General features: G+C 68.1%; 22 protein-coding genes. 12 read left to right on the forward strand and 10 right to left on the reverse strand.

Translation table 11 applies throughout. From position 1 onward, the window contains the following. The first annotated feature begins 54 nt into the window (after positions 1-54). The 3 genes from fumC (at position 55) to BMX29_RS09260 (ending at position 1,980) form a co-directional block, all read left to right on the forward strand. Complete coding sequence (gene fumC / locus BMX29_RS09250) at positions 55-1,449, forward strand: class II fumarate hydratase (RefSeq protein WP_092812148.1); 1,395 nt, start codon at positions 55-57, stop codon at positions 1,447-1,449. 91 nt (positions 1,450-1,540) lie between these two features. After that, positions 1,541-1,747, forward strand: coding sequence for a DUF4169 family protein (locus BMX29_RS09255; protein WP_092812149.1), 207 nt, complete (start codon positions 1,541-1,543; stop codon positions 1,745-1,747). Then, positions 1,717-1,980, forward strand: a complete 264-nt coding sequence (locus BMX29_RS09260; protein WP_092812150.1) for a ribbon-helix-helix domain-containing protein — start codon at positions 1,717-1,719, stop codon at positions 1,978-1,980. Before BMX29_RS09255 ends, BMX29_RS09260 begins: the two co-directional genes overlap by 31 nt. On the opposite strand, the gene BMX29_RS09265 is transcribed toward BMX29_RS09260, so the two are convergent. Next, complete coding sequence (locus BMX29_RS09265; RefSeq protein ID WP_092812151.1) at positions 1,938-2,639, reverse strand: SIMPL domain-containing protein; 702 nt, start codon at positions 2,637-2,639, stop codon at positions 1,938-1,940. The two genes, BMX29_RS09260 and BMX29_RS09265, sit on opposite strands and share 43 nt — an antisense overlap. A gap of 157 nt (positions 2,640-2,796) precedes the next feature. Between BMX29_RS09265 and BMX29_RS09270 the strand changes: the two genes are divergently transcribed. Next, positions 2,797-5,913, forward strand: coding sequence for a hypothetical protein (locus BMX29_RS09270; RefSeq protein ID WP_092812153.1), 3,117 nt, complete (start codon positions 2,797-2,799; stop codon positions 5,911-5,913). A 153-nt stretch (positions 5,914-6,066) separates the two neighbouring features. Further along, entirely contained in the window at positions 6,067-7,935 is a 1,869-nt protein-coding gene (locus tag BMX29_RS09275; protein WP_092812155.1) for a monovalent cation:proton antiporter-2 (CPA2) family protein, read from the forward strand. A gap of 9 nt (positions 7,936-7,944) precedes the next feature. On the opposite strand, the gene BMX29_RS09280 is transcribed toward BMX29_RS09275, so the two are convergent. From BMX29_RS09280 to BMX29_RS09305, 6 genes are all read right to left on the reverse strand, one after another. Further along, positions 7,945-9,549 (reverse strand): DUF1217 domain-containing protein, encoded by a 1,605-nt coding sequence (locus BMX29_RS09280; protein ID WP_175471165.1) that lies wholly within the window; start codon positions 9,547-9,549, stop codon positions 7,945-7,947. Between the two features lie 185 nt (positions 9,550-9,734). Beyond that, positions 9,735-10,244, reverse strand: coding sequence for a CarD family transcriptional regulator (locus BMX29_RS09285; RefSeq protein ID WP_043844602.1), 510 nt, complete (start codon positions 10,242-10,244; stop codon positions 9,735-9,737). A gap of 278 nt (positions 10,245-10,522) precedes the next feature. Next, on the reverse strand, positions 10,523-10,861 hold the full coding sequence (fdxA, locus tag BMX29_RS09290) for a ferredoxin FdxA (protein ID WP_043844603.1): 339 nt from the start codon (positions 10,859-10,861) through the stop codon (positions 10,523-10,525). Positions 10,862-10,910: 49 nt separating this feature from the next. Beyond that, positions 10,911-11,312, reverse strand: a complete 402-nt coding sequence (locus BMX29_RS09295; RefSeq protein ID WP_092812159.1) for an RNA-binding S4 domain-containing protein — start codon at positions 11,310-11,312, stop codon at positions 10,911-10,913. Position 11,313: 1 nt separating this feature from the next. Beyond that, complete coding sequence (locus tag BMX29_RS09300; protein WP_092812161.1) at positions 11,314-14,340, reverse strand: helicase-related protein; 3,027 nt, start codon at positions 14,338-14,340, stop codon at positions 11,314-11,316. A 30-nt stretch (positions 14,341-14,370) separates the two neighbouring features. Continuing rightward, positions 14,371-14,913: a tetratricopeptide repeat protein gene (locus BMX29_RS09305; protein ID WP_043844605.1), complete on the reverse strand. Its 543-nt coding sequence runs from the start codon at positions 14,911-14,913 to the stop codon at positions 14,371-14,373. Between the two features lie 102 nt (positions 14,914-15,015). Here BMX29_RS09305 and BMX29_RS09310 point away from each other — a divergent pair, with 102 nt between their 5' ends. The 6 genes from BMX29_RS09310 (at position 15,016) to BMX29_RS09335 (ending at position 21,437) form a co-directional block, all read left to right on the forward strand. Beyond that, complete coding sequence (locus BMX29_RS09310) at positions 15,016-15,303, forward strand: SCP2 sterol-binding domain-containing protein (protein ID WP_092812367.1); 288 nt, start codon at positions 15,016-15,018, stop codon at positions 15,301-15,303. Continuing rightward, positions 15,303-16,280: an alpha/beta fold hydrolase gene (locus tag BMX29_RS09315; protein ID WP_092812163.1), complete on the forward strand. Its 978-nt coding sequence runs from the start codon at positions 15,303-15,305 to the stop codon at positions 16,278-16,280. Before BMX29_RS09310 ends, BMX29_RS09315 begins: the two co-directional genes overlap by 1 nt. A 40-nt stretch (positions 16,281-16,320) precedes the next feature. After that, positions 16,321-17,340: a ligase-associated DNA damage response exonuclease gene (locus BMX29_RS09320; RefSeq protein WP_092812165.1), complete on the forward strand. Its 1,020-nt coding sequence runs from the start codon at positions 16,321-16,323 to the stop codon at positions 17,338-17,340. Beyond that, positions 17,337-18,935: an ATP-dependent DNA ligase gene (locus tag BMX29_RS09325; protein WP_092812167.1), complete on the forward strand. Its 1,599-nt coding sequence runs from the start codon at positions 17,337-17,339 to the stop codon at positions 18,933-18,935. The genes BMX29_RS09320 and BMX29_RS09325 overlap by 4 nt, the downstream gene beginning before the upstream one ends. A 147-nt stretch (positions 18,936-19,082) precedes the next feature. Further along, a complete protein-coding gene (locus tag BMX29_RS09330; protein WP_092812169.1) occupies positions 19,083-20,897 on the forward strand; it encodes a M3 family oligoendopeptidase in 1,815 nt (604 codons plus the stop codon). Between the two features lie 48 nt (positions 20,898-20,945). Continuing rightward, a complete protein-coding gene (locus BMX29_RS09335; protein WP_092812171.1) occupies positions 20,946-21,437 on the forward strand; it encodes a GNAT family N-acetyltransferase in 492 nt (163 codons plus the stop codon). 7 nt (positions 21,438-21,444) lie between these two features. Here the strand turns inward: BMX29_RS09335 and BMX29_RS09340 are convergent, their stop codons facing one another. Then, on the reverse strand, positions 21,445-21,714 hold the full coding sequence (locus tag BMX29_RS09340) for a DksA/TraR family C4-type zinc finger protein (RefSeq protein ID WP_043844610.1): 270 nt from the start codon (positions 21,712-21,714) through the stop codon (positions 21,445-21,447). A gap of 100 nt (positions 21,715-21,814) precedes the next feature. Here BMX29_RS09340 and BMX29_RS09345 point away from each other — a divergent pair, with 100 nt between their 5' ends. Continuing rightward, on the forward strand, positions 21,815-22,345 hold the full coding sequence (locus BMX29_RS09345) for a glutathione peroxidase (protein WP_092812173.1): 531 nt from the start codon (positions 21,815-21,817) through the stop codon (positions 22,343-22,345). 21 nt (positions 22,346-22,366) lie between these two features. On the opposite strand, the gene BMX29_RS09350 is transcribed toward BMX29_RS09345, so the two are convergent. Both BMX29_RS09350 and betA read right to left on the reverse strand, forming a co-directional pair. Beyond that, positions 22,367-22,612: an HP1242/YdcH family protein gene (locus BMX29_RS09350; RefSeq protein ID WP_043844612.1), complete on the reverse strand. Its 246-nt coding sequence runs from the start codon at positions 22,610-22,612 to the stop codon at positions 22,367-22,369. Positions 22,613-22,687: 75 nt separating this feature from the next. Further along, the gene (gene betA / locus BMX29_RS09355; protein ID WP_092812175.1) at positions 22,688-24,328 is read right to left on the reverse strand and encodes a choline dehydrogenase; all 1,641 of its coding nucleotides are present in this window, start codon (positions 24,326-24,328) and stop codon (positions 22,688-22,690) included. Between the last annotated feature and the right edge of the window lie 212 nt (positions 24,329-24,540).

The following is a 24,540-nucleotide window of genomic DNA, read 5'->3' on the forward strand; positions in this document are numbered from 1 at the left end:
CGCCGCGGCAGCGCGCTATCCCGCGCCTCGATGACCTTCACGCGAGGACGAGACATGACCGCCACCCGCACCGAGACCGACAGCTTCGGCCCTCTCGAGGTTCCCGCCGACAAGTACTGGGGCGCACAGACCCAGCGGTCGATCATGAACTTCCCCATCGGGTGGGAGCGCCAGCCGGTCCCGATCGTGCGCGCGCTCGGCGCGATCAAGAAGGCCTGCGCCCAGCAGAACGTCGAGCAGGGCACCATGGGGTCCGAGATCGGCGAAGCCATCCAGCAGGCCGCGCAGGAGGTGATCGACGGCCAGTTCGACGACAACTTCCCGCTTGTGGTCTGGCAGACGGGCTCGGGCACGCAGTCGAACATGAACGCCAACGAGGTGATCTCGAACCGCGCGATCGAGATCCTCGGCGGCGAGATGGGCTCCAAGAAGCCGGTCCACCCCAATGACCACTGCAACATGGGCCAGTCGTCGAACGACACGTTCCCGACCGCGATGCACGTGGGCGCGGCCATGCAGGCGCGTGACGTGCTGCTGCCGGGCCTGAAGAAGCTGCAAGCCGCGCTCGAGGCCAAGGCCAGGGAATTCGACGGGATCATCAAGATCGGCCGCACCCACACCCAGGATGCGACGCCGCTGACCCTCGGGCAGGAATTCTCGGGCTACGCGCACCAGCTGAAGAAGGGGATCGAGCGCGTCGAGGCCTGCCTTCCCGACATCTACGAGCTGGCCCAGGGCGGCACCGCCGTGGGCACCGGCCTGAACACCCGCGCCGGCTGGGCCGAGGGCGTCGCCGCCAAGATCGCCGAGATCACCGGCCTGCCCTTCGTGACCGCGCCCAACAAGTTCGAGGCGCTGGCCGCCCACGATGCTATGGTGATGATGTCGGGCGCGCTGAAGACCGTCGCGGGCTCGCTCTTCAAGATCGCCAACGACATCCGCTTTCTCGGCTCCGGCCCCCGCTCGGGCCTGGGCGAGCTGATCCTGCCCGAGAACGAGCCGGGCTCCTCGATCATGCCGGGCAAGGTGAACCCGACGCAGGCCGAGGCGCTGACCATGGTCTGCGCGCACGTGATGGGCAACGACGCGGCGATGGGATTTGCCGGCAGCCAGGGCCACTTCGAGCTCAACGTCTACAACCCGATGATGAGCTACAACCTGCTTCAATCGATGCAGCTTCTGGGCGATTCGGCATCGGCTTTCACCGACAACATGGTTTCGGGGATCGAGGCCAACGAGACCCGGATCGGCGAGCTGATGCGCAACTCGCTGATGCTGGTGACCGCGCTCGCACCGACCATCGGCTACGACAATGCCACCAAGGTCGCCAAGACCGCGCACAAAAACGGCACCACGCTCAAGGAAGAGGCCATCAACCTGGGCTTCGTCGACGAAGAAACTTTCGACCGCGTGGTGCGTCCCGAGGACATGATCGGTCCGAAGGACTGATCGGCCTCCCGGCCCCGGGCATCGGCGCGGTTCCGCTGCGTCGCGCCCGGGCCCTCTTGGCCTCTCCAGCCACATTCCGTAAGCTGAACATATGGCCAAGGTGACCAACCTCTCCCGTGTCCGGAAGCAGCGGCAGCGCGATGCGCGACGCGCCGCGGCGGACGAGAATGCCGTGCGGTTCGGCCGGACCGCAGAGGAGAAGGCGCGCGATACGCGTGCCGCCGAGGACGCCCGCCGACATGTGGACGATCATCAGCTGGAACGGCCATGCCCGGACGACCCGTCAAGCGATCCCTGACCCTCCGCGGCCACCGCACCAGCGTTTCGCTGGAGGACGAGTTCTGGACCGTGTTCCGGGACATCGCCACGCGAGAAGGCAAGCCGGTGAACGCGCTCGCCGCCGAGATCGACGGCGCGCGCGAGGTCGAGACCGGACTGGCCTCGGCGATCCGGGTCTACGTGCTGACCTGGCTGCTGGAGAACCCCGGTCAGTCCTCGATGCCGAAGACCATGGTCACCGAGGCCGAGTAGCCGGCCTCTCCGGCTGCGATCGGGACTGCCGCCATGCGCATCTCGGCCACGGGCATCGGCCCGCCGTATCCACCTTGCTCGGAGATCGAGCGGACCGGTCCCAACGTGACGCCCGCGGCTTCGGCGAACAGGCTGGCGCGGGCCCGCGCGTCCTCGACCGCCGCGCGCCGCGCCTCGTCGAGCAGCGGATCGGGGTTCGACACCGCGAAATTCAGGCCGTCCAGCCGGTTGGCCCCGTCTTCGAGCGCCGCGCCGAGGATCGCCGGCAGGTCGTCCAGCCGTCGCACCCGAACCGTCACCCGGTTCGACGCCTCGAAGCCAGTGACCTCGGCGGTCCGGCCCGGCCCGTCAGGCTCGCCGAGGACCGGTGACAGCGAGAGGTCCGTGGTCTGCACGTCGCGCGGGTCGATGCCGAATTCCGACAGCGCCGCGAGAAGCCGTTCGGCCACGCCCGAGGCCGCGTCCATCGCCGCCTGCGCGGTGTCGGCGCGTTCGGTCACGCCAAGCCGGATCGTCGCCATGTCGGGCGCTGCGGCGGCCTCGCCCTCGCCGGTGACGGTGATGACCCGCGGGGCCTCGGCCGCTGTCTGCGCCGCCGCCTGTGTGAACGGCAGGGCCAACGCCACAAGTGCCGCCGCGATGATTCCTGATCTGCGCATGATGCCTCCGAAGGTCCTGTATGCCGGCAGAGTGTCGCGAAGGCGTGACCGCGCCACAAGCCTCCCCTGCTTCCGATCGGCGGGCTCCTGCGTTAGAAGCAGGGGAAGCCCGCTCCCGGACTCCCCACACCCGCTGTGCGATGGTAAAGGTCCCGATATGACACCGGATTTTGCGCTCAACCTGTCGTTCGAGGGGATCGCGCTGTTGCAACGCGGGCCGAACGGCTGGACCCAGATCGGCGAGGCCCAGCTGGACGGCGACCTCGACGCGGACATGACCCGCCTGCGCGCCGCCGCCGAGGCGCTGTCGCCCGACGGCACCGTCGTGAAGCTCGTGATCCCGGCCGAGCAGATCAAGTTCCTCGACCGCCCCGACCCCGGTGAGGACAACACCCGCGCGACCGAGGCGCACGCGGCCGTTGATGGCGCCACGCCCTACGCGATGAACGAGCTGGTCTACGACTTCACGATCAAGAAGGACCGGCTGTTCATCGCCGTGGTCGCCCGCGAGACTCTGGAAGAGGCCGAGGCCTTCGCGCTGGCGCATGGCTTCCGGCCCGCCTGCGCCGTGGCCCTGCCCAAGCCGCGCAAGTTCAAGGGCGAACCGTTCTTCGGCGCGCTTCCGTCGTGGAACGGGCCCCAGCCCGAGCGCGACGCCCGCCCGATCCGCCTGGTGAGCGCGGACGAGGCGGGTGCCGCCGCGGCCTCGGCTGCGACAGCATCGCCACAGGGTTCGGGGGCTGCCCCGGCGCAAGACGCACCCGCGCCGGAGCCCTCCACGCCCCCCAAAGCGGAACCGGCACTCGAACCTGCCGCGGCGCCGGTACCCGCCGAAACCGCTCCTTCCTCGCCCGAGACTCCCCGGCCAACAGCCGAAGTGGAGGCGAAACAGGCGGCGACGAAACCGGTCGCGTCCGAGGCGCAAGAACCGGCCACGCGCGATTCAGGGACGACTGAGGCCGCCGCCTCGCTCCCGCTCTTCTCCGTCGAGCGTACGACCGCGACAGAGTCGGCAACGCCGGCCGTGACAAAGTCTGAAACCGCCCCGCGGACGCCGGAAGTCAAGCCCGCTACGTCCGAGCCGGCCTCTGCGGCCGCGAAGGAGCCTCAAAAGGCGGCTCCTGCCGTTGCCGCGCCTTCGGGGACCGCACGCGAAGCGAAGACCGGCAGCGCCGAGCCTTCAGCCGAGACACCGAGCACCCCGAATCGCCAGCCCGCGCCCGCTGCGGTCGGCGCAACGAGCGCGTCCGCGACATCGACGGCCGCCGCCGCGCAGCGACCCGAGGCACGTGAAACCACGCCAGACAGTGCGCCGACCGGATCGAAGCCGGAATCTGGCACTGCAGCGTCCACCGCACCCGGTGATCCGAAGCCCCACCCGGGTCAAAAAGTGCCCGCCGAAGCCGCCGCCACGGACACCGGATCGGACTCTGAGGCACTTTCATCCGCACCGGCCGAAACGTCCCCGACCGACGCCGGGACCACGGCGACCAGCTCAGAGACAAAAGCCGCTCCGGCAAGCGCTGGGACCGGACCAGCCGCTCCCGCGCCGCCCGTCGCCCCGGCGACCCCGACCTTCTCGAGCGTGCGCGCCGCCCGCGAGGCGGAGGCGCCCGCCGGCGCACCGCGCGTCGGCCCGGCCCAGGAGGGCGGCACCCTCAACCGCCCGATCCCCGCGCGGCCCAACCCCGACGAGGTGCAGGCCCGCCTGCGCTCCCTCGCCGCAAGCCGGCCCGACGATCGCGCGCCTGAAAGTCCCGCCACTCCGCCAAAGCCTGCCGCCGCTACCGGCGCTCCGGCCCCTGACCTCGCTGCGTCGCTTGACCGTCCCGCTGCCTCCGAGGCTCCTACAACCGACACCCAAGGCTCCGAACCGAACCGGATTGCCTCGCTTCGCCCCGGCCGCAAAAAGGCTGCCAAGGCCAAGGCGCCCCGCGACGAGGCGCAGAGCATGACGGTGTTCGGCGCCCGGTCCGATGCGCAGAATGTGGGTGGCAAGCCACGCTTCCTCGGCCTCATGCTGACGGCCGCGCTGTTGATCTTTCTTGCCGGCGTGGCGGCCTGGGCCTCGGTCTTCCTCGACGACGGGATCGCGCGACTGTTCCGCACGGCGGAATCCTCTGCCGTGGCCACCGCGACCGGCCCGGCAGTCGAAGAGCCCGTGGCGGAGAATGCCGATGCCACCGCCGACACGCAGGTCGCCGCACTCGACACCGAGACCGACGCGTCCGAAGGTCCCGCCGCCTTCTCCGAGCCGACGATCACGCCCGAGCAACTCGACGCGAACGCGGCAGAGGCGAATTACGCCGCCACCGGCATCTGGGCTCGCGCGCCCGAAGCCCCGCTGCCGCTCGAGCCCGGCCCGCAGGGCACCGAGGACGTCTATCTACTGTCTCTCGACAACACCGTGAGCGGGAGCGACGCCATCGCTCTGCCCGCGCTCGACACCGCCCGTGCGGATGCGACCCTGCCCGCACCCATGTCGCCGGCACCCGCCGACACCGTGTTCGACCTGGACGCCCGCGGACTGGTGAATGCGACCCCCGAGGGCGCGATCAACCCTGACCAAATCCGCATCTTCGCGGGCTTGCCGCCCGCAGTTCCGCCAAATCGAACCGAGGCGCTGCCTGATGGCGCCGCCGCCGTGCCGACTACCATCGAGGAAGTCGAGACGCTGCGCCGCCTTGGCAGTACTCGGCCCAACGATCGTCCGGTGACCCTGATCGAAGACACCGAGCGCGCGGCGTTCAATGGCGTCAGCCGGACCGAGCTTGCCTCGCTCCGCCCTCTCGTGCGTCCAGAAAGCGCGCAGGTTGCGGCAGAAGAAGCCGCCGCTGCCGAAGAAGGCACCGACGAAAACGGCATCGCCGAGGCCACCGCACAGGCCATCGCCGCGTCGCGCAAGCCCATCACGCGGCCGCGCAATTTCGCCAGCATCGTCGAGGACACGCGCGCCGCGCAGGCCGAGGCCGCACCGCAGCAGGTGGCGGCCGCCGCGCAGGTCGCGCCGCAGACCGTGAGCCCGAGCGCGCCCTCGAACCGGTCCGTGTCGCAGCAGGCGACGGTGCGCAACGCGCTGAACCTGCGGGGCGTGAACCTGATCGGCGTCTACGGCCAGCCCTCGAGCCGCCGCGCGCTGGTGCGCCTGTCGAACGGGCGTTACCAGAAGGTCAAGGTCGGCGACCGCATCGACGGCGGGCGCGTCGCGGCGATCGGCGAGTCCGAACTGCGCTACGTCAAGAGCGGGCGCAACGTGACGCTCGAGATGCCCTGACCCGTCGCTCCGGGCGGCCGTGATGCTGCCCGGGCGCGTGGCACTGGCCCTCCGTCGCGCGACGCGATGCCGCGACCGTGACCGGGCGCTGTTGTCATTCCTGTCCCGCTCGCGCCACACTCGGTCAGCAACGCTCCGAGGATCGCGACGACCATGGAAACCTTTCTTTACCAGGCCTCCATCTTCCTGCTCGCCGCGGTGATCGCGGTGCCGCTCGCCTCGCGGATGGGGCTCGGCTCGGTTCTGGGTTATCTGCTGGCCGGGATCGTCATCGGGCCGATACTGGGCCTCGTCACCGCGACATCGGACCTGCAGCACTTCGCCGAGTTCGGCGTGGTGATGATGCTGTTCCTGATCGGCCTCGAACTGGAGCCGCGGGCGCTGTGGAACATGCGACAGAAGCTCCTCGGCCTCGGGGGGCTTCAGATCGTCGTGACCGGCGCTGCGGTGATGGCGGCAGGCATGGCGCTCGGTCTCGAGTGGGGGCCGGCTCTCGCCGTCGGCATGACCTTCGCGCTGTCCTCGACGGCCATCGTCCTCCAGACCCTGTCCGAGAAGGGGCTGATCCAGACCGCCGGCGGCCGCTCGACCTTCTCGGTGCTGCTGACGCAGGACATCGCCGTGATCCCGATGCTGGTGGTTCTGCCCCTGCTCGCGGCTTCGGGGATGACCACGCTCAACGCCGACGGCTCGATCGAGCGTCACGGCGAGGATGCCCACCACGCAACCATGTCGCTGGTCGAGGGCCTGCCGGGATGGGGTGTCGCACTGGTCACGCTGGCTGCGATCGCGGCGATCATTCTTGCGGGGATGTTCCTTGTCGGGCCGATCTTCCGCTTCATCCACGCCGCGCGGCTTCGCGAGATGTACACCGCCTTTGCCCTGTTGATCGTGCTCGGGATCGGGTTCCTGATGATGCTGGTGGGGCTCTCGCCTGCGCTCGGCACGTTCCTGGCGGGCGTCGTTCTGGCGGGCAGCGAGTTTCGGCACGAGCTCGAGTCTGACATCGAGCCGTTCAAGGGCCTTCTCCTCGGCCTGTTCTTCATCACCGTGGGCGCTGGCATCGACTTCGGCACCTTCTTTGGCGAACCGCTCACGCTGCTTGCCCTCGCCCTTGGTGTCATGCTGCTGAAAGGGGCGATCCTCTACGGTCTCGGCGTGATCTTCGGCCTGCGCGGGCGCGAGAGATGGCTCTTTACCCTCGGGCTGGCGCAAGCGGGCGAATTCGGCTTCGTGCTGGTGTCGTTCTCCCTCCAGCAGGGCGTCTTCCTGCCCGAGCTGGGCGAGCGCCTGCTGCTGGTCATCGCCTTGTCGATGCTCTTCACGCCGCTGTTTTTCATCATCTACGAATGGCTGTCGCAGCGCATGGGGGACGGCGGTGAAGAGCGCGCCGACGACGAGATCGACGAACATGCGCCGGTCATCATCGCAGGCGTCGGACGCTTCGGGCAGATCGTGAACCGGCTGGTGCAAAGCTGCGGTTTCGGGACGGTGGTGGTGGACCACGACATCGAGACGATCCAGCTGATGCGCCGCTTCGGCTTCAAGGGGTATTTCGGGGATCCGACGCGCCCCGAACTGCTGCACGCCGCGGGGATCGACCACGCCAAGGTGCTGGTGGTGGCCCTCGACGATCCCGCGGCGACCACGCGGCTCGTGTCCTACGCCCGCCGGCACCGTGGCGAGGGTCTGCACATCGTGGCGCGAGCCCGTGATCGCACCCATGTCTACCAGCTGTACCAGGCCGGCGCCGACGACATCGTGCGCGAAATGTTCGACAGCTCGATCCGCGCCGGACGCTACGTGCTCGAGCAGATTGGCCTGACCGAGTACGAGGCGAACGAGGCCCAGAACACGTTCTACCATCACGACCGCTACACCGTCCGCGAGCTGGCGAAGCACTGGCGCCCCGACGTGCCGGCCAAGGACAATCCCGATTATATCGCCCGCGCGCAGGAGCTCGAGAAGGAGCTGGAAACCGCCCTTTTCTCGGCGCTCGAGCGGAAGGACGATGCGGCCTGAGGGCACGCGCTACGCCCCCGCGGTGCCCGAGAGGATCGACAGCGCCGCGGCGGCGCCCCCGGCAGTGGTGGCCTGCGGTTCAGGCTCTGACAGGACCAGGAACCGCCGGCGCAGGGCATCGAGCTTTTCGGGATCGGTGAAGGCGTCCACCCTCCTTGTGCCGAAGGCCTGCTCGGCACGGTCCCGGAAGACGTCGAGCTGCTGGTCCAGATCGAGAGAGCCGAAGCTGGGCGGCAGCCTGAACGCGGTCTCGAACACCTGGCGCAGCGGCGGCGAGGACATGACGGCGAACCACTGGGTGCTTTCCGAGCGGCTGCGGTCGGCCACCGTCTGCAGTTCGCGGCCTAGGGACAGGGCAAGCCGCATGGTGGTGTCGACCTCGCCCACCTTGACCTCGAAACTGCGGTCGACGTAGCGCCGCACGATCTCGTCGGCAAAACCTTCGGGCAGGACGCGGCCCGCTTCCGGGGTCGCGAAGCCGAAGCCCTTGGCCATCGCGGCATAGCGCCGGTCGGGATGCAGGCCGCTCAGGGAGGTCGGGTTGGCAGGGTCGGACTCCATGACCCGCTGGAGATAGACGAGGTCCGAGCGGTTGCTGACGTCGAAGAAGTCGAAGGTCACCTCGCGCACGGCGTTGTTGAAGATAACATCCGTCGCAGCGTTCAGAGTGTCGGCTTCGGCGCCGACGGCCTCGACAAAGGCCGCGGCGCGACTGGGTGCCGGGTCCGAGCCATCCGTGGGCGGCGGCGTGCCGAAGCCAAACGCCTCCGACAGGGCAAGGAAGCGGCGGTCGCCGAGCCCGTTCACGAAGGACTCCGGCACGGCCGGGTCGGAGGTCAGGACCTGCCGCAGGAAGTTGGTGCTGACCGGTCCCTCGATCCCGAAGACGTCCAGCGCCGCGCTGCGCAGCGCTGGGTCGCCCAGAAGGTCGTCTGCGGTTCGAAGTGTGTCCATCCGACCCTCGAAGGCCGCGACGAAGCGCGCCACGGGGGTGCTGGCCGCCTTCTCCCGCGCACCGAAGTTGAAGGCGCGCGCGAACTCGACGTAGGTCTCGTCGCTCAGGCGGTTCGCGAAGGACCCCGGGTCGGAGAGGTCCGACTCCAGCACGCTTTGCAGGAAGAACGGGTTGCGCGCGTCCCCTTCCAGGCCGAATTTCTGCAGCGCCTCCCGCAGGAGCGAGGGCGTTGCGATAAGCTCCTCAGCGCTCTCCACCGCCGAGAGGCGCGCACCCAGTCCGGTCTCCCCCTCGATCAACAGGCGCGGGCCGTCCCCGTTGAAGCCGAACGCCTGCGCGAAGGCCAGGAACCGCTTGTCACTGAGCTTGTTCGCAAGCGACGTGCGGTCCGACAGATCCGAGGTCAGCACCCGTTCGAGGAAGGCGCGATTTCCGATCTCTTCCTCGAGGCCGAATGCCCCGAGCGCCACGCGCAGCGTAGCGCGGTCGTCGAGCAGCTGGTCCGCGGTCTCGATATCGCCAATGCGGAACTTGAATGCGGCAATGTCCCGCTGTGTCTGGGCGGAATTCTCGTGGATGCGCTGCTGGTCCTGCCGGGTGCGCGACAGGTAGGCCCAGCCGGCAAGACCGGACGCTGGAATGACGGGTGTGAAACTCATTGCATGACGCCCCTGTCCCCGAGGCCGGCCCCCAACTGCCGGGCGCCTCTTCATCCAGAGTCAGGCGCACGCGCTTAAGGCCACGTTAAATCGGCCCCGCCCGCGTCGTTCAAACTATAGAAAATTCAAATGAAAAGGGCCGCATCCAAAGATGCGGCCCGAAATCGGAATATAACAGTCGCGGATCAGGCCGCGCGCGAAACCAGAACCTCGTCGACCTGCTTCGCTGCTGCGACCTCGTCCCCGCCAGAGACGGCGGCGACTTCGCGGGTCAGACGCTCGAGCGCCGCTTCGTAAAGCTGACGCTCCGAATAGCTCTGCTCGCGCTGATCGTCCGCGCGGTGCAGATCGCGCACCACCTCGGCGATGGCGATCAGGTCGCCGGAATTGATCTTCTGCTCGTATTCCTGGGCGCGACGCGACCACATCGCCTTCTTGACCTTGGCCTTCCCGCGCAGCGTCTTCATCGCCTCGCTCACCACATCAGGCGAGGACAGCGAGCGCATGCCCACCTCGGTCGCCTTGTGCGTCGGCACGCGCAGGGTCATCTTGTCCTTCTCGAACGAGATGACGAACAGTTCCATCTTGATGCCCGCGATCTCCTGTTCCTCGATCGACATGATCTGGCCCACTCCGTGCGCGGGGTACACAACATAGTCATTCGGGCGAAATTCGGACTTCTTGGCTTTGGTCATAGAGCGACTTCCTCGACAGCTCGGCAGTACACAGACGACACGAGAGGCAATCGGAAACCTCGGTTCCCGGTCACCTCACGGTCGGTCTCATGGGAGCAATCGTCCGGCGGCAGCATGTCCCGGACGCCGTATGCACACGCCGTACCCATTTGTGGTAGAAATATAACACTTTCGGGGCGCACTTTCCAGCACACCCCGCGCAAGGGTTAATCTCGCGCCAAATCAGGCACTTACGGCGGATACCTGCCGCGCGTCGGCAAACCTCCGCGCGAATCGCTTCAGCCGCCCTCGCCCGGCGCCTCCGAGAAGTATTTCTCGACCTTCCCGGTCTCTCCGTCACGCTCCTCGGCCTCGGGGAGCGGGTCCTTTTTGGTCACGATCACGGGCCATTGCTCGGAGTACTTGCGGTTGAACTCGACCCACTTCTCCATGTCCGGCTCGGTGTCCGGGCGGATGGCATCCGCCGGGCACTCGGGCTCGCACACACCGCAGTCGATGCATTCGTCGGGGTGAATGACAAGCATGTTCTCGCCCTCGTAGAAGCAATCTACTGGGCATACCTCGACGCAGTCGGTGTATTTGCAGGCGACGCAATTGTCGGTGACGATATAGGTCATTTCCGTATCCCGGTGCCGTGTCGGGCGACAGCTAGACCAAGCGCGGGGGTCATTCAAGCGCCTCACCGCGGGTTTGATCGAGCTGCCGCCGTGCCTTCTTCGTGGGTCGCCCACCCGCGCTCGCCACCGGCCTGGAGGGGTCCGGCGCACGCGGTTCGGGCGGTGATAGATCGTCGTAGAGGCCGCGCGCCTCGGGCGCCGGCCCGCGCCGCTCGCCCAGTGCGACGATGCGGACGACGCGGACGTCGCGGGCCTGGGGAAAGGTGAGCACATCCCCCGCCCCCACCGCCACGGCGGGCTTCGCGATACGGGCGCCGTTGAGCCGAACGTGCCCGCCCGAGACGACCTTGGCCGCGAGGCTGCGGGTCTTGAAGAACCGCGCCTGCCACAACCACTTGTCGACGCGCAACTTGCCGCCCGGCGGCGCCGGGACGTCCTCGGCCCCGGTCACTTTACGACTTGTCCTTGAACCCCATGAGCGCCGCGGCGAAGGGGTTGTCCGGATCGATCCGGTCCTTCTTCTGCGGCTTGGATTCGGCCGAGCGCGCGCCCTGCTGGCCGTCGCGCGGCGGACGCTTGCCGCCCTTGGGCTTGCCCTTGCCGCCGCTTCCCTTCGGACCGCCACGCCCGCGCTCACCTCCGGCGTTGCCGCCGCGGCCCTGACGCTCGCCGCCCTGACCCCGGCCTTGCCGGTTGCCGCGGTTCCCGGCCCAGGTGAACGTGTAGTACACCTCGGTTTCCGGGCCGGCCACGTCCTCGTCAGGCGCAGTCCCGATCGGCGTCTCCTCGCCCGAGACCTTGTCCACGGGCTCTTCCGGGGGCTGGTCCACCAGTTCTTCGGCCACGGGGGCGAGGTCTGCATCGGGGATGTCGCCTGCCGCCTCGGCCGCCGGGCTTTCCGGGGCCGGGTTCGGCTGTTCGGTGATCGCACCGGCTTCCGTGTCCTGGGCCGCGTCGAAGACGGGGCCCTCGGGGGCGTCGGGCTCGATCGTCTCGGGCGATACGTCTGCGATGGAGTCCTCTTCGGCCGTGGTGCCTTCAGGCGGCACCTCCGCCTCGTGAGCGACGTCCTCGTCCGTGGGGACCGTCTGATCGACCGCCTTCACTTTCTCGCGTTCGCCTTTCTCGGCACGGTAGCCGAGACCCTGCATGAGGTCCGCGAACTGCTCGAGCGTGAGACCGGTGATCGACAGCATGTCGGCCCGCGCCTCGAAGCCGCCGCGGGTGTCCTCGCCGCGCAGCATGTCCGCGAGGCGCTCGAGCATGTCGATGCGGATCGCGCGCTGGCCGGCCCGGCGGTAGCCCATCACGGCGTATTGATCCTGCGGCATGCCCGGCGTTTCGGGGACCGTAACCAGCCCGGGCGGCGGCGCCTCGGGAAAGGTGTCGAGGCCGTTCGCCAGCGACCAGAGGACAAGGCGCAGCCGTGTCGGCGCGGGCTTGAGCAGCAGCGGCATGAAGATCGTGAACTGGCCGAACCGGATCCCGTGCTTGCGCAGGGCGCCGCGAGCATCCTGATCGAGCGCCTTCACCTCGTCTGCCACCTGGCCGCGCGGGATCACGCCCATCGCCTCGACCATGCGGAAACCGAAGCCCTTGGCGAGGCCGCTCAGCGCCTCGTCCTTCTGGATGTTCACCAGCGGCTCGAACAGCGCGGCGATCCGGCGGTCCATGAAGTGCTGAAGCCGCCGCTCGACTTTCTGGGCCACGTCCGCGCCGGCGTCATCGTCGACGAACGCCACGATCCGCGGCTTCAGCGGATCGTCGCCCTGAACGAGCTTGCCCACCGCCTGGTCGCCCCACATAAGGCCGCCCTGCTCGGTGAAGTCGATCTCGGTATCGGGCGCGTTGTAGAACCTGTCGGCCCGCAGGTGGAAATGCGGCGCGAGCGCCTGCAGCGAGGCAGTCTTGAGGGTCTTCGCCTCCTGCCCCTGCGCATCCTTGTCCTGACGGAACCGGAATCCTTCGAGGCGGCCGACGAATTCGCCTTCGACCGTCACCTCGCCCTTGTCGTTCACTTCGGCCAAGAGGGCCTCCTTCTGCTTCAACCGGCGGAGGAGCACGCTCGTCCGCCGGTCAACGAATCGCTGCGTCAGTCGCTCGTGGAGCGCATCGGACAGCCTGTCTTCTACCGCGCGTGTCGTATCGCGCCAATGCGTTTCGTCCCGGACCCAACCGGACCGCTGGGCCACATAGGTCCACGTCCGGATGAACGCCAGCCGTTTCGAGAGCGTGTCGATGTCCCCGTCTGTCCGGTCGATCCGTTTGACCTGCCGTGCGACGAAGTCGTCGGGGATCACGCCACGCTCGTGAAGGTGTCCGAATATAACCTGCAAGAGGCCAGCATGTTCCGCGTGAGAGATGCCGCGAAAGTCCGGCACGCGACAGACATCCCAGAGTAGGCGGACCGATTTCGGGTCCGACGCCCGGGCGATCACCTCGGCGTCGCGGGACAACTGCTTGAGCGCCATGAGATCGTCGGCTTCGCGCGCCTTGGCGAGCCGCTCATCGTCCGGCGATTTCTCCAGCGACCGGATCAGGTGCTCGACGCTGCCGAACGACAGGTCCGCGTTGCGCCAGTTGAGCTTCTTGATTGGCGTGAAGCGGTGATCGACGATCGCCTCGGCGACCTCCTCGTCCAGCGGATGGGCCTCGCCTGTGACGCCGAAGGTGCCATTCGACATGCCCCGCCCGGCGCGCCCGGCAATCTGCGCCAGTTCGTTCGGGGCCAGCAGGCGCATCCGGCGGCCGTCGAATTTCGACAGCGACGAGAACGCCACGTGATCGATGTCAAGGTTGAGCCCCATGCCGATGGCATCGGTGGCCACAAGAAAATCGACCTGTCCGGACTGGTAGAGTTCGACCTGCGCGTTCCGCGTCCGCGGGCTGAGCGCCCCCATGACCACAGCCGCACCGCCCTTTTGCCGGCGCAAGAGCTCGGCGGTGGCGTAGACGTTCTCGACCGAGAAGCCGACGATGGCGGTGCGCGGCTGAAGGCGGCTGATCTTCTTCGAGCCGGTATAGGCGAGCTGGCTCATGCGCTCGCGGCGGATGAACTCGCAGCCCGGGACAAGCGCCGCGATGGGGCCGCGCATGGTGTCGGCGCCCATGAAGAGCGTCTCGCGCAGGCCGCGCATCCGCAACAGGCGGTCGGTGAAGACATGGCCGCGCTCGGGATCGGCGCAGAGCTGGATCTCGTCGATGGCGACGAAATCGGTGCCCATGCCCTCGGGCATCGCTTCGACGGTGCAGACCCAGTAGGTCGCCCGCTTCGGCACGATCCGCTCCTCGCCAGTCACGAGCGCCACGACGGACGGCCCGCGGGCGGCGACGATCTTGTCATAGACCTCGCGCGCGAGCAGCCGCAGCGGCAGTCCGATCATTCCGGTCCGGTAGCCGAGCATCCGGTCGATGGCGTAATGGGTCTTGCCCGTGTTGGTCGGGCCGAGAACGGCCGCGACCCGTGCGCGGTCTGGCATGAAGCGCCCTTGTTGCCCTGTGGAGCGGTGTTAGAGCTGCCAGCCCTGCGCCTCGCGCGCAAGCCGGTCGAGCGCCTCGGTAAGCTCGTCGTTGTACGGGCGGATCGCGGCGGCCGCGGAATACGCGGCGTAGGCCTTGCGCGGCCGGTCGAGCTGGTCGTGGATCGCGCCGATCCCCTGCAGCGCGCCGTAATGGTCGGGGTTGAGCACCAGCGTGCGTTCCAGCGCGCGGGCAGCGGGGCCGAAGAGTTCTTCGGTGTAGTAGGCGGTGGCGAGCGCGAACCATCCCTCGGCGAAATCCGGCGCATGGTCGGTCAGCGCGGTCAGGTGCTCGATGGCGGCGTCGGTCTGTCCGACCTCGAGCGCGTCGCGCCCCCGCTTGAGCAGAAGATCCGCCGAGGCCGACCCGGACTGCGCCCATTCCAGCCGAAGCGCGCGTTCGGCGCGGTCGGCGGCGACCGGATCCTCGGCCTCGCGCAGGTCGGTCAGAAGGTCGGACGCCTCGTCCGACCCCACCTGCGCGGCCACTGTGCCGGGTAAGGAAATCAATACCACGGCAGCAAATGCCGCCACGCTACGTTTGATTTTCTCAGACTGCGTTCTCATTGTCCGAGTGAGTTTAGCGGCCCCTGCGGGAATTGCCAGCGGCCGTGCGATCAAATGGAGGACAGCGCGATGAGCGAAGTTGTGACCGAAGCGGTCAAGGTGATGAACGAGAAGGACACGTCCGGGTTCGACGGCACGGCGAAGTTCGACGTCGAGGACGAGGGCTGCTTCATGGTCGACAGCTCCGGTGCGCGCGAAGGCGACGAGGCCGCGGACGTGACGCTCAAGGCGGATGCCGACACCTTCAAGTCGATCCTCGACGGTGACCTCGACCCGACCTCGGCCTTCATGTCCGGCAAGCTCGCCATCGACGGCGACATGGGCAAGGCGATGCAGCTGGCGCAGGTCCTGTCCTGATGCACGAGGCCGCCCCGTTTCTCGACGCGCTCGCGGACGCCCCCGAGGGCAGCCGGGCCGTCTGGATCGATGCGGCCGACGGAGTGCGCCTGCGCATGGCGCACTTCCCTTCCGGCCAGACCGGAGACGCCGCCCGGGGCACGGTGCTGCTGTTCCCCGGACGCACCGAATACGTCGAGAAGTACGGCCGCACCGCGCGCGATTTCGCAGAGTTCGGTCTGGATACCGTATCCATCGACTGGCGCGGTCAGGGCCTCGCCGACCGGCTTCTGCCGGACGAGCGCACCGGCCACGTGGTCGAATTCCGCGACTACCAGCGCGACGTGGCGGCGTTGCTCGACGCCGCGCGGTCGATGGACCTGCCCGAGCCGTATTTCCTGCTGGCCCACTCGATGGGCGGATGTATCGGCCTGCGCTCGCTGATGGAGGGGCTGCCGGTCCACGCCGCCGCCTTCACCGGCCCGATGTGGGGAATCCGCATCGCGGCGTTCCTGCGGCCCGTCGCCTGGGCGCTGGGATGGTCGGGCTCGCGCATGGGGCTGGGCCACGTCTACGCACCGGGCACGCGCCCCGAGGCCTACGTGGTGGCCGAGGCGTTCGAAAAGAACATGCTGACCACCGACACGGACATGTTCGACTACATGCGCCGGCAAGTGGAGGCCGAGCCCAAGCTTCAGCTTGGCGGCCCGTCCCTGCACTGGCTGCACGAGGCGCTGGCCGAGTGCTTCGCGCTTGCGCGGCGCCCCTCGCCGGACCTGCCCTGCCTGACCTTCGTCGGCTCGAACGAGCGGATCGTGGACGTGGGACGCATCCGGTCGCGGATGCAGAACTGGCCGGGCGGGCGGCTCGAGATTGTCGAGGGCGGCGAGCACGAGGTGCTGATGGACCGTCCCGCGGTGCGCCGCCAGATCGCCGAGGCGATCGCCCGCCACTTCCTCGACGCGCCCGAGCGCGCAGCGGCCGCCGCCTCGGCCTGAGCCCGTTGGCGCCGGTCGGGCGCGCCCTAGCTTCAGCGCCATGACACAGCGCGTGCTTACCTTCACCGAACGCGGCATCTATTGCCCCGCGGGCGACTTCTACATCGACCCGTGGCGGCCGGTGGATCGCGCCCTCATCACGCACGGCCACGCCGACCATGCCCGCGAGGGACACGCGCGCTACCTCGCCACCGAGGCCGCAGCCCCGGTCATGCGCTACCGGCTGGGCGAGATCGACCTCGAGACAATCCGTTACGGCGAGACCCGGCGCATCGGTGACGCGACCGTGTCGTTCCACCCCGCGGGCCACATCCCCGGCTCGGCGCAGGTGCGCGTGGAGGTTGGCGGCGAGGTCTGGGTCGTCTCGGGCGACTACAAGACCGAAAAGGACGGGTTCTGCGAGGATTTCGAACCGGTTACGTGCCACTCCTTCATCACGGAATGCACTTTCGGACTGCCGGTCTTCACTTGGGAGAGCCAGGCCACCGTCGCCGAAGAGATCAACACATGGTGGGCGAAGAACGCCGCCGAGGGCCGCACCTCGATGTTGGGCGCCTACTCGCTGGGCAAGGCACAGCGCCTTCTGGCGCTGGTGGACCCGTCCATTGGCCCGGTCCTGACCCACGGCGCCGTCGAGGGCACCAACGGCGTCCTGCGGGCGCAAGGCTACAATCTGCCCGATACGACGCAGGTCCTGCCAGACACCGACGCCAAGAGCTACAAGGGGGCACTGGTGCTGGCGCCGCCTTCGGCCCTCGGCACGCCCTGGGCGCGGCGGTTCGGTCCGGTATCGGCGGCCTTCGCGAGCGGCTGGATGCGCCTGCGCGGTGTTCGGCGGCGGCGGGCCGGTGATCGGGGTTTCGTGCTGTCGGACCACGCGGACTGGGACGGGCTTATCGGGGCCATCCGCGAGACGGGAGCAGAAAACGTATACTGCACACACGGTTACACCGATATCTTCGCGCGCTGGCTCAAGTCCGAAGGCTGGAACGCCGAGGTCGTCCCGACCGAGTTCGGCGGCGAGGAAGACGAGGACAGGGCGGCGACGGAGGCGGCATGAAGGACTTTGCCCGGCTCTTCACCGCCGTCGATCAGACCACCCGCACCACCGCCAAGACCAAGGCGCTGGCGGAATTCTTCCGCGAGGCCTCCGACGACGACAAGCTCTGGACCATCGCGCTGTTCTCGGGACGGCGCCCCAAGCGCGCGGTCACCACGACACAGCTGCGCGAATGGGCCTCGGAACGGGCCGGCATCCCGCTCTGGCTGCTGGAAGAAAGCTACCCCATCGTCGGGGACCTGGCCGAGACGATCGCACTGGTCCTGCCCCCGGCCGCGCAGGAGACAGACCGACCGTTGTCGCACTGGATCAAGGACCTGGGCGGACTCGCTCAGGTAGACATCGACGTGCGGCGCGGCCGGATCCTCGCCGCGTGGGACCAGCTCGATGCCACCGAGCGGTTCCTTTTCAACAAGCTTATCACCGGGGGCTGGCGCATCGGCGTAAGCCAGAAGCTGATGACCCGCGCTCTGGCACAGGCCACCGGGCAGGATGAGGCGGCGCTCGCGCTCAAGCTCATGGGCGGCTGGACCCCGGACGACACCACCTATCACGACCTGATCGAGGCCGAGGACGCGCAGGCCGACCTGTCGCGGCCCTACCCGTTCTATCTCGCGTACCAGCTCGACGATCCGGCGGCCGACCTCGGGTCGCCCGACGACTGGCAGGCCGAGTGGAAATGGGACGGCATTCGTGGCCAGCTGGTGGTCCGGGGCGGCGCGCATCACCTCTGGTCGCGGGGCGAAGAGCTGATGACCGATCGCTTCCCCGAACTTGCCCGTGCCCGTGATTTCCTGCCCGACGGCACGGTGATCGACGGCGAGGTCATGGCCTGGGACGCAGAAGCCCGCCAGCCTCTGCCATTCAACACGCTGCAACAGCGGATCGGCCGCAAGACCGTGCCGAAAAAGCTGCTGCGCGAAGCCCCGGTCTCGATCCTTGCCTACGACTTGCTGGAGCAGGACGGCGCCGACCTGCGCGACGTCCCCATGCAGGACCGCCGCGCCCGGCTCGACGCTCTGATCGCGGGCCTGCCCGAGGACGCACCGGTGCTGCCCTCGCCGCTGGTCGCGTTCTCCGACTGGGACGACCTCGCCCGCCAGCGCGCCACCGCGCGCGACTTCCGCGCCGAAGGCGTGATGCTCAAGCGCAAGGACAGCCCCTACCTGTCGGGCCGCAAGAAGGGCGACTGGTGGAAATGGAAACTCGATCCGCTGACCATCGACGCGGTGATGATTTACGCCCAGCAGGGCTCGGGGAGGCGCGCGAACCTCTTCACCGACTTCACCTTCGCGGTCTGGGACGGCGACGCGCTCGTGCCCTTCACCAAGGCCTATTCCGGGCTGACGGACGCGGAGTTCGACAAGATCACCCGGTGGGTGCGCCGCAACACGGTGGAGCGTTACGGCCCGGTTCGCCAAGTCACCCCGCACCACGTGTTCGAGATCGCCTTCGAGGGCATACAGGCCTCGCCACGTCACAAGTCCGGCGTCGCCTTGCGCTTTCCCCGCATGAGCCGGTGGCGCCATGACAAGCCCAAGGACGAGGCCAACACGCTGGCGGACCTCAAGGACATGCTGGCGGCCTACGGGTAGGCGGCGCGACAAGAGCCGGCAGAGCCGCCGTGTCGCCGCCCCCGCCAAATCATGTTCCGGAATATTTTTGCCAAGAAGAAGCCGGCGGGCGCTTGCTGACGTCGCGTTCCAAGCCCTACCTGTGAGGAAAGAGCCAAGGAGTTTCGCATGACCGTCCGTCCGCTTTTCGATGCCAACGCCACTGCCGGAGGCCGCGACCTGGGCGACCTGCCCGAATGGGACCTCACCGACCTCTACCCGGCGCCCGATGCGCCCGAGCTGAAGCGTGATCTCGACTGGCTGGAGGACGCCTGCAAGCGCTTTGCCGAGGACTACGAGGGCAAGATCGCGAATCTGGACGCCGACGCGTTCCTCGAGATGGTCCACCGCCACGAACGGATCGAGGCCGTCGCGGGCCGGATCATGTCCTACGCGGGCCTGCGCTACTACCAGAACACCACCGACCCGGCGCGCACCAAGATGCTGTCGGACATGCAGGAGAAGATCACCGCCTACACCACTCCGCTGGTGTTCTTCTCGCTCGAGCTGAACCGGGTGCCGGACGACATCTACGCCGCGCTTTTCAAAGAGAACGACGAGCTGGCGCGCTACAAGCCGGCCTTCGACCGCGTGCGAGCGATGAAACCCTACCAGCTGTCCGACGAGATGGAGAAGTTCCTCCACGACATGGGCGTCGTCGGCGACGCCTGGGAACGGCTTTTCGACGAGACCATCGCGGGGCTCGAGTTCGAGGTCGATGGCGAGGTCATGGGCATCGAAGCGACGCTGAACCTGCTGTCAGAACAGGACCGTGCCAAGCGCGAGGCGGCGGCGCGCGCGCTGGGGTCGGTCTTTACCAACAACATCCGGACCTTCTCGCGCGTGCACAACACGCAGACCAAGGAGAAGGAGGTCATGGACCGCTGGCGCGGGATGCCGACGCCGCAGACCGGGCGGCACCTCGCCAACGACGTGGAACCCGAAGTCGTCGAGGCGCTGCGCGACGCGGTGGTCGAGGCTTACCCGCGGCTGTCGCACCGCTACTACGCGCTCAAGGCCAAGTGGATGGGGCTGGACCGGATGGAGGTCTGGGACCGCAACGCGCCGCTGCCGATGTCCTCTGACCGCACCGTGGACTGGGACGAGGCGCGCGAGACGGTAATGAACGCCTATTCCGAGTTCGATCCGAAGATGGCCGAGATCGCACAGCCGTTCTTCGACAAGGGGTGGATCGACGCGGCGGTGAAGCCGGGCAAGGCGCCGGGCGCCTTCGCGCATCCGACGGTGACGGACGCCCACCCGTACGTGATGCTGAACTACCTCGGAAAGCCGCGTGACGTGATGACGCTCGCGCACGAGCTTGGCCACGGCGTCCACCAGGTGCTGGCCGCCGGACAGGGCGAGATGCTGGCCTCGACGCCGCTGACTCTGGCCGAGACCGCGTCGGTCTTCGGCGAGATGCTGACCTTCCAGCGGATGCTGGCGAACGCCAAGGACGATGCCGAGAAGAAGGTCCTTCTGGCCGGCAAGGTCGAGGACATGATCAACACCGTGGTGCGCCAGATCGCGTTCTACGATTTCGAGTGCAAGCTGCACGAGGCGCGCAAGGGCGGCGAATTGACCCCGGACGACATCAACGCGCTGTGGATGTCGGTGCAGGCCGAAAGCCTCGGGCCCGTCTTCGACTTCATGGAAGGCTACGAGACCTTCTGGGCCTACATCCCGCACTTCGTCCACACGCCGTTCTACGTCTACGCCTACGCCTTCGGCGACGGACTGGTGAACGCGCTCTATGCCGAGTACCGCGAGCGGCCCGAGGGCTTCCAGGAGAAGTATTTCGAGATGCTGCGCGCCGGCGGGTCGAAGCACCACAAGGACCTTCTGGCTCCCTTCGGCCTCGACGCGACCGACCCGACCTTCTGGCACAAGGGCCTGTCGATGATCGAGGGCTTCATCGACGAACTGGAGGCGATGGAGGACTGAGCGCGCCGCCCGGCCTCCGGGCCGGGCGCGTCACCTCCCGGTACGAGAATGACGATCGAACTTTGCCCGCTGCCCCCCGGGCGGCCCGATCTGCTGGCCGCGATCACTTTGCCGCCGGAGCAGCATGAACTTGCCTCACCCCCGGCCTTGTCGATGGCGCAGGCGGATGGCCCGCGCGACGGCCACCTCATTGTCGAGGGCGATACTCCCGTCGGCTTCTTCGCCATCGACCGGGACTACGCCCGGGCGCACGACTTCGCCGATCACGGCAGCGTCGGGCTTCGGATGTTCTGTATCGACGGCCGCCACCAGGGACGCGGGATCGCCAAAGACGCCTGTCGGGCGCTGCACCCGTATCTCGCGCGCCAATATCCCGAGGCAACAGCCGTCTACCTGACGGTCAATCACCGCAATCCCGGGGCCCGTGCGGCCTATCTGGGCGGAGGTTTCATCGACACCGGCGAAGACTACCTCGGCGGCGCGGCCGGCCCGCAGCACGTCATGCGGCTCGCACTTCAGGACGCCCCTGCCCCGGCCTGACCGCGGCTCACTTCAGCTGGCTGTCCTTCGACCCGCGCCGGTTGATGCCGCCGCGCTGCACGGCACGCCCGTCACGTTCCTGCTGGCAATCGATGCAGAGCTTCACCCCCGGGATGGCGGCACGCCTCTTCTCGGGGATCGGCTCTTCGCATTCCGCGCAATGGGTCCGGCTTTCGCCCGTGGGCTGGCGGCGGGCTTTCATCCGCTCCAGCTCGTCGCTGATCGAGGCCTCGATCTGTTCGCTCACCGCACCGTCGCGGCTCCATCCTCCGGCCATGGGCATCTCTCCTTCCGAGATGAAACAGGATAGTCCCGGCCCGCGTGGATGCAACGCCCGGGCGCGCTAGGTTCCGCGCCAGACGACCGGAGACCCGACCATGCTACGCCTCACCCTTGCCCTGTGCCTCGCCCTGCTGACCGCCCTGCCCGCCACGGCGCGCGAGCGGTTCACCTTCTCCTCCATCGACGGCGGAACCATCGACAGCGCCGATTGGCAGGGGCACCCGGTGCTTGTGGTGAACACCGCGTCGCGCTGCGCTTTCACCCGGCAATACGATGCGCTGCAGGACCTTTACAACCGGTACCGCGATCAAGGGCTCGTAGTGCTCGCGGTGCCGTCGAACGACTTCCGGCAGGAGCTGGACAGCGACGCGGCGGTCAAGGATTTCTGCGCGGTGAACTTCGACCTCGACTTGCCGATGACGACGATCACGCACGTAACCGGCCCCGAGGCACACCCGTTCTACCGCTGGCTGGACGAGACCGCGGACTTCGCGCCGTCGTGGAACTTCAACAAGGTGCTGCTCGCCCCCGACGGCGCGGTGATCGCGACTTGGGGGTCGGCGGCGCGGCCGCTGTCCTCGTCCATCGTCGACGCGATCGAGGCTCAGCTCGGCGGCACCGGCTGAGCCTCACCTCTTGCAGCCGCGTCAGAGCCGGGCGCGGGTCAGCATCGCGTAGATCGCATCCTTCAGCTTCGCGCGTTCCTTGCGCTTGAGCACCTCTTCCATGTCCTCGAGCGGCTGGACGTTGATCTCCGACAGGTGGATGTCGTCGTTGATCTGGTCATACTCCTCGGCCAGCCGCGCGAAATGCGCGTCCGAGCGGCGCAGCGCGGCGATGTCGGCGGAGTGGTCGGGAAAGTCCTCGGCAAGGCGGTGGGGCGTGTGGGTCATGGCGGCATCCTCTGCGGTACACTCACCGCCGAGAATGCGTCGCCCCAGACCGCCCCGCCTTGATCGGGATCAAACTCAGCGCTGCGCCGTCTCCCATTCCGGGTGGACCCAGGGGCGGGCGTTCTCGGGCGGCAATTGCCGGTCGAGGATGTGGTCCGCGATCTTCTCGCCGACCATGATCGACGGCCCGTTGAGGTTGCCGTTGGTGATCCGCGGAAAGATGGACGAATCCGCCACCCGAAGCCCGTCGACGCCGATCACCCGGCCTTCGGGATCGACCACCGCGCCGGGATCGTCGCGGCGCCCCATCCGCGCGGTGCCGCAGGGGTGGTAGGCGCTTTCCACGTGCTCGGCGATGAAGGCGTCGAGCGCATCGTCCGACTGCACGTCCGCGCCGGGCTGAATCTCGTGACCGGCATAAGGCGCGAAGGCCTCCTGCTCGAAGATCTCGCGGGTGAGGCGGATGCAGGTGCGGAAGTCCTCCCAGTCCTGCGGATCGCTCATGTAGTTGAACCGGATCTTCGGCGCGGCTTCCGGATCGCGCCCGCCCAGCCGCACAGTCCCGCGCGAGGCCGAGCGCATCGGACCGACATGGGCCTGGAACCCGTGGCCTTCCGCAGCCGCCTGCCCGTCGTAGCGCACCGCGATGGGCAGGAAGTGATACTGGATGTCCGGGTAGGCCACGCCCGCACGGCTGCGGATGAAGGCCGCGCTCTCGAACTGGTTCGACGCGCCCGGCCCGCTGCGCGTGAAGAGCCAGCGCGCGCCCACATAGGCCTTGCCCAGAAGGTTCCAGTACTTGAACAGGCTCACCGGCTGCGTCGCCGCCATCTGCAGGTAGAGCTCGAGGTGGTCCTGCAGGTTCGCGCCCACGCCCGCGCGGTCGGCCACCACGTCGATGCCGTGCTCGGCCAGATGCGCCGCCGGACCGATCCCCGACAGCATCAGCAGCTTCGGCGTGTTGAAGGCCGAGGCCGACAGGATCACCTCGGCCCGCGCGCGCACGGTCTCCTTGGTGTCGCCTCGCTCCAGTTCGACGCCCGTGGCGCGGCCGTTCTCGATCACCACGCGGGTGACGAGGCCGCGCACCAACTGCACCCCCATCTTCTTGGCCGGACGCAGGTAGGCCTTGGCCGCCGACCAGCGGTTGCCGCGGTGGATGGTGGCCTCCATGGCGCCGAAGCCTTCCTGCTTCTCGCCGTTGTAGTCCTCGGTCGTCTCGTAGCCCGCCTGCCGGCCGGCCTCGACGAAGGCACGGGTCAGGGGGTTGTCCCGGGGGCCGCGGCTGACATGCAGCGGACCGTCGGTGCCGCGCCAGCCATCCTGGCCGCCGTGGCTCGTCTCCATACGCTTGAAATAGGGCAGCACGTCGGCATAGCCCCAGCCGTCCGCGCCCTGGTCGCGCCAGTGATCGTAGTCCATGGCGTGGCCGCGGACGTAGACCATGCCGTTGATCGAGGACGAACCGCCGATCACCTTGCCACGCGGCGCCGCCAGCCGGCGCCCGCCGAGGTGCGGCTCAGGCTCGGTCTCGTAACCCCAGTCGTACATCGACATGTTCATGGGGTAACTCAGCGCGCCCGGCATGTTGATGAGCGGGCCGCCGTCCCAGCCGCCGTGCTCGACCACGATGACGGAATGTCCGGCCTCGGCCAGCCGGTAGGCCACGGCCGACCCTGCGCTTCCGGCACCTACGATGACGTAATCTGCATCCATCTCTCTTACCTCCGGTGAGTCGGTCGAGGGTCAGGGAGGGCCGTCAGGCCACCGCGCGAAAGCGCGGCGCCGCAGGCGTCCTTGAGGCTCGACCGACCCGCCTCGATCATCGAAAGGACGCCTCGGGGGGCAGACGTGCCCATCGGGGCGCCTCTCGGCAAATCCACGACCCCGACCGGATGCGCGCCGCACGCCGGTCCGGGAGAAAGCCC

Origin of the sequence: Roseivivax marinus (assembly GCF_900109705.1) — a bacterium.
In the GTDB taxonomy this organism is placed as follows: Bacteria; Pseudomonadota; Alphaproteobacteria; order Rhodobacterales; family Rhodobacteraceae; genus Roseivivax; species Roseivivax marinus.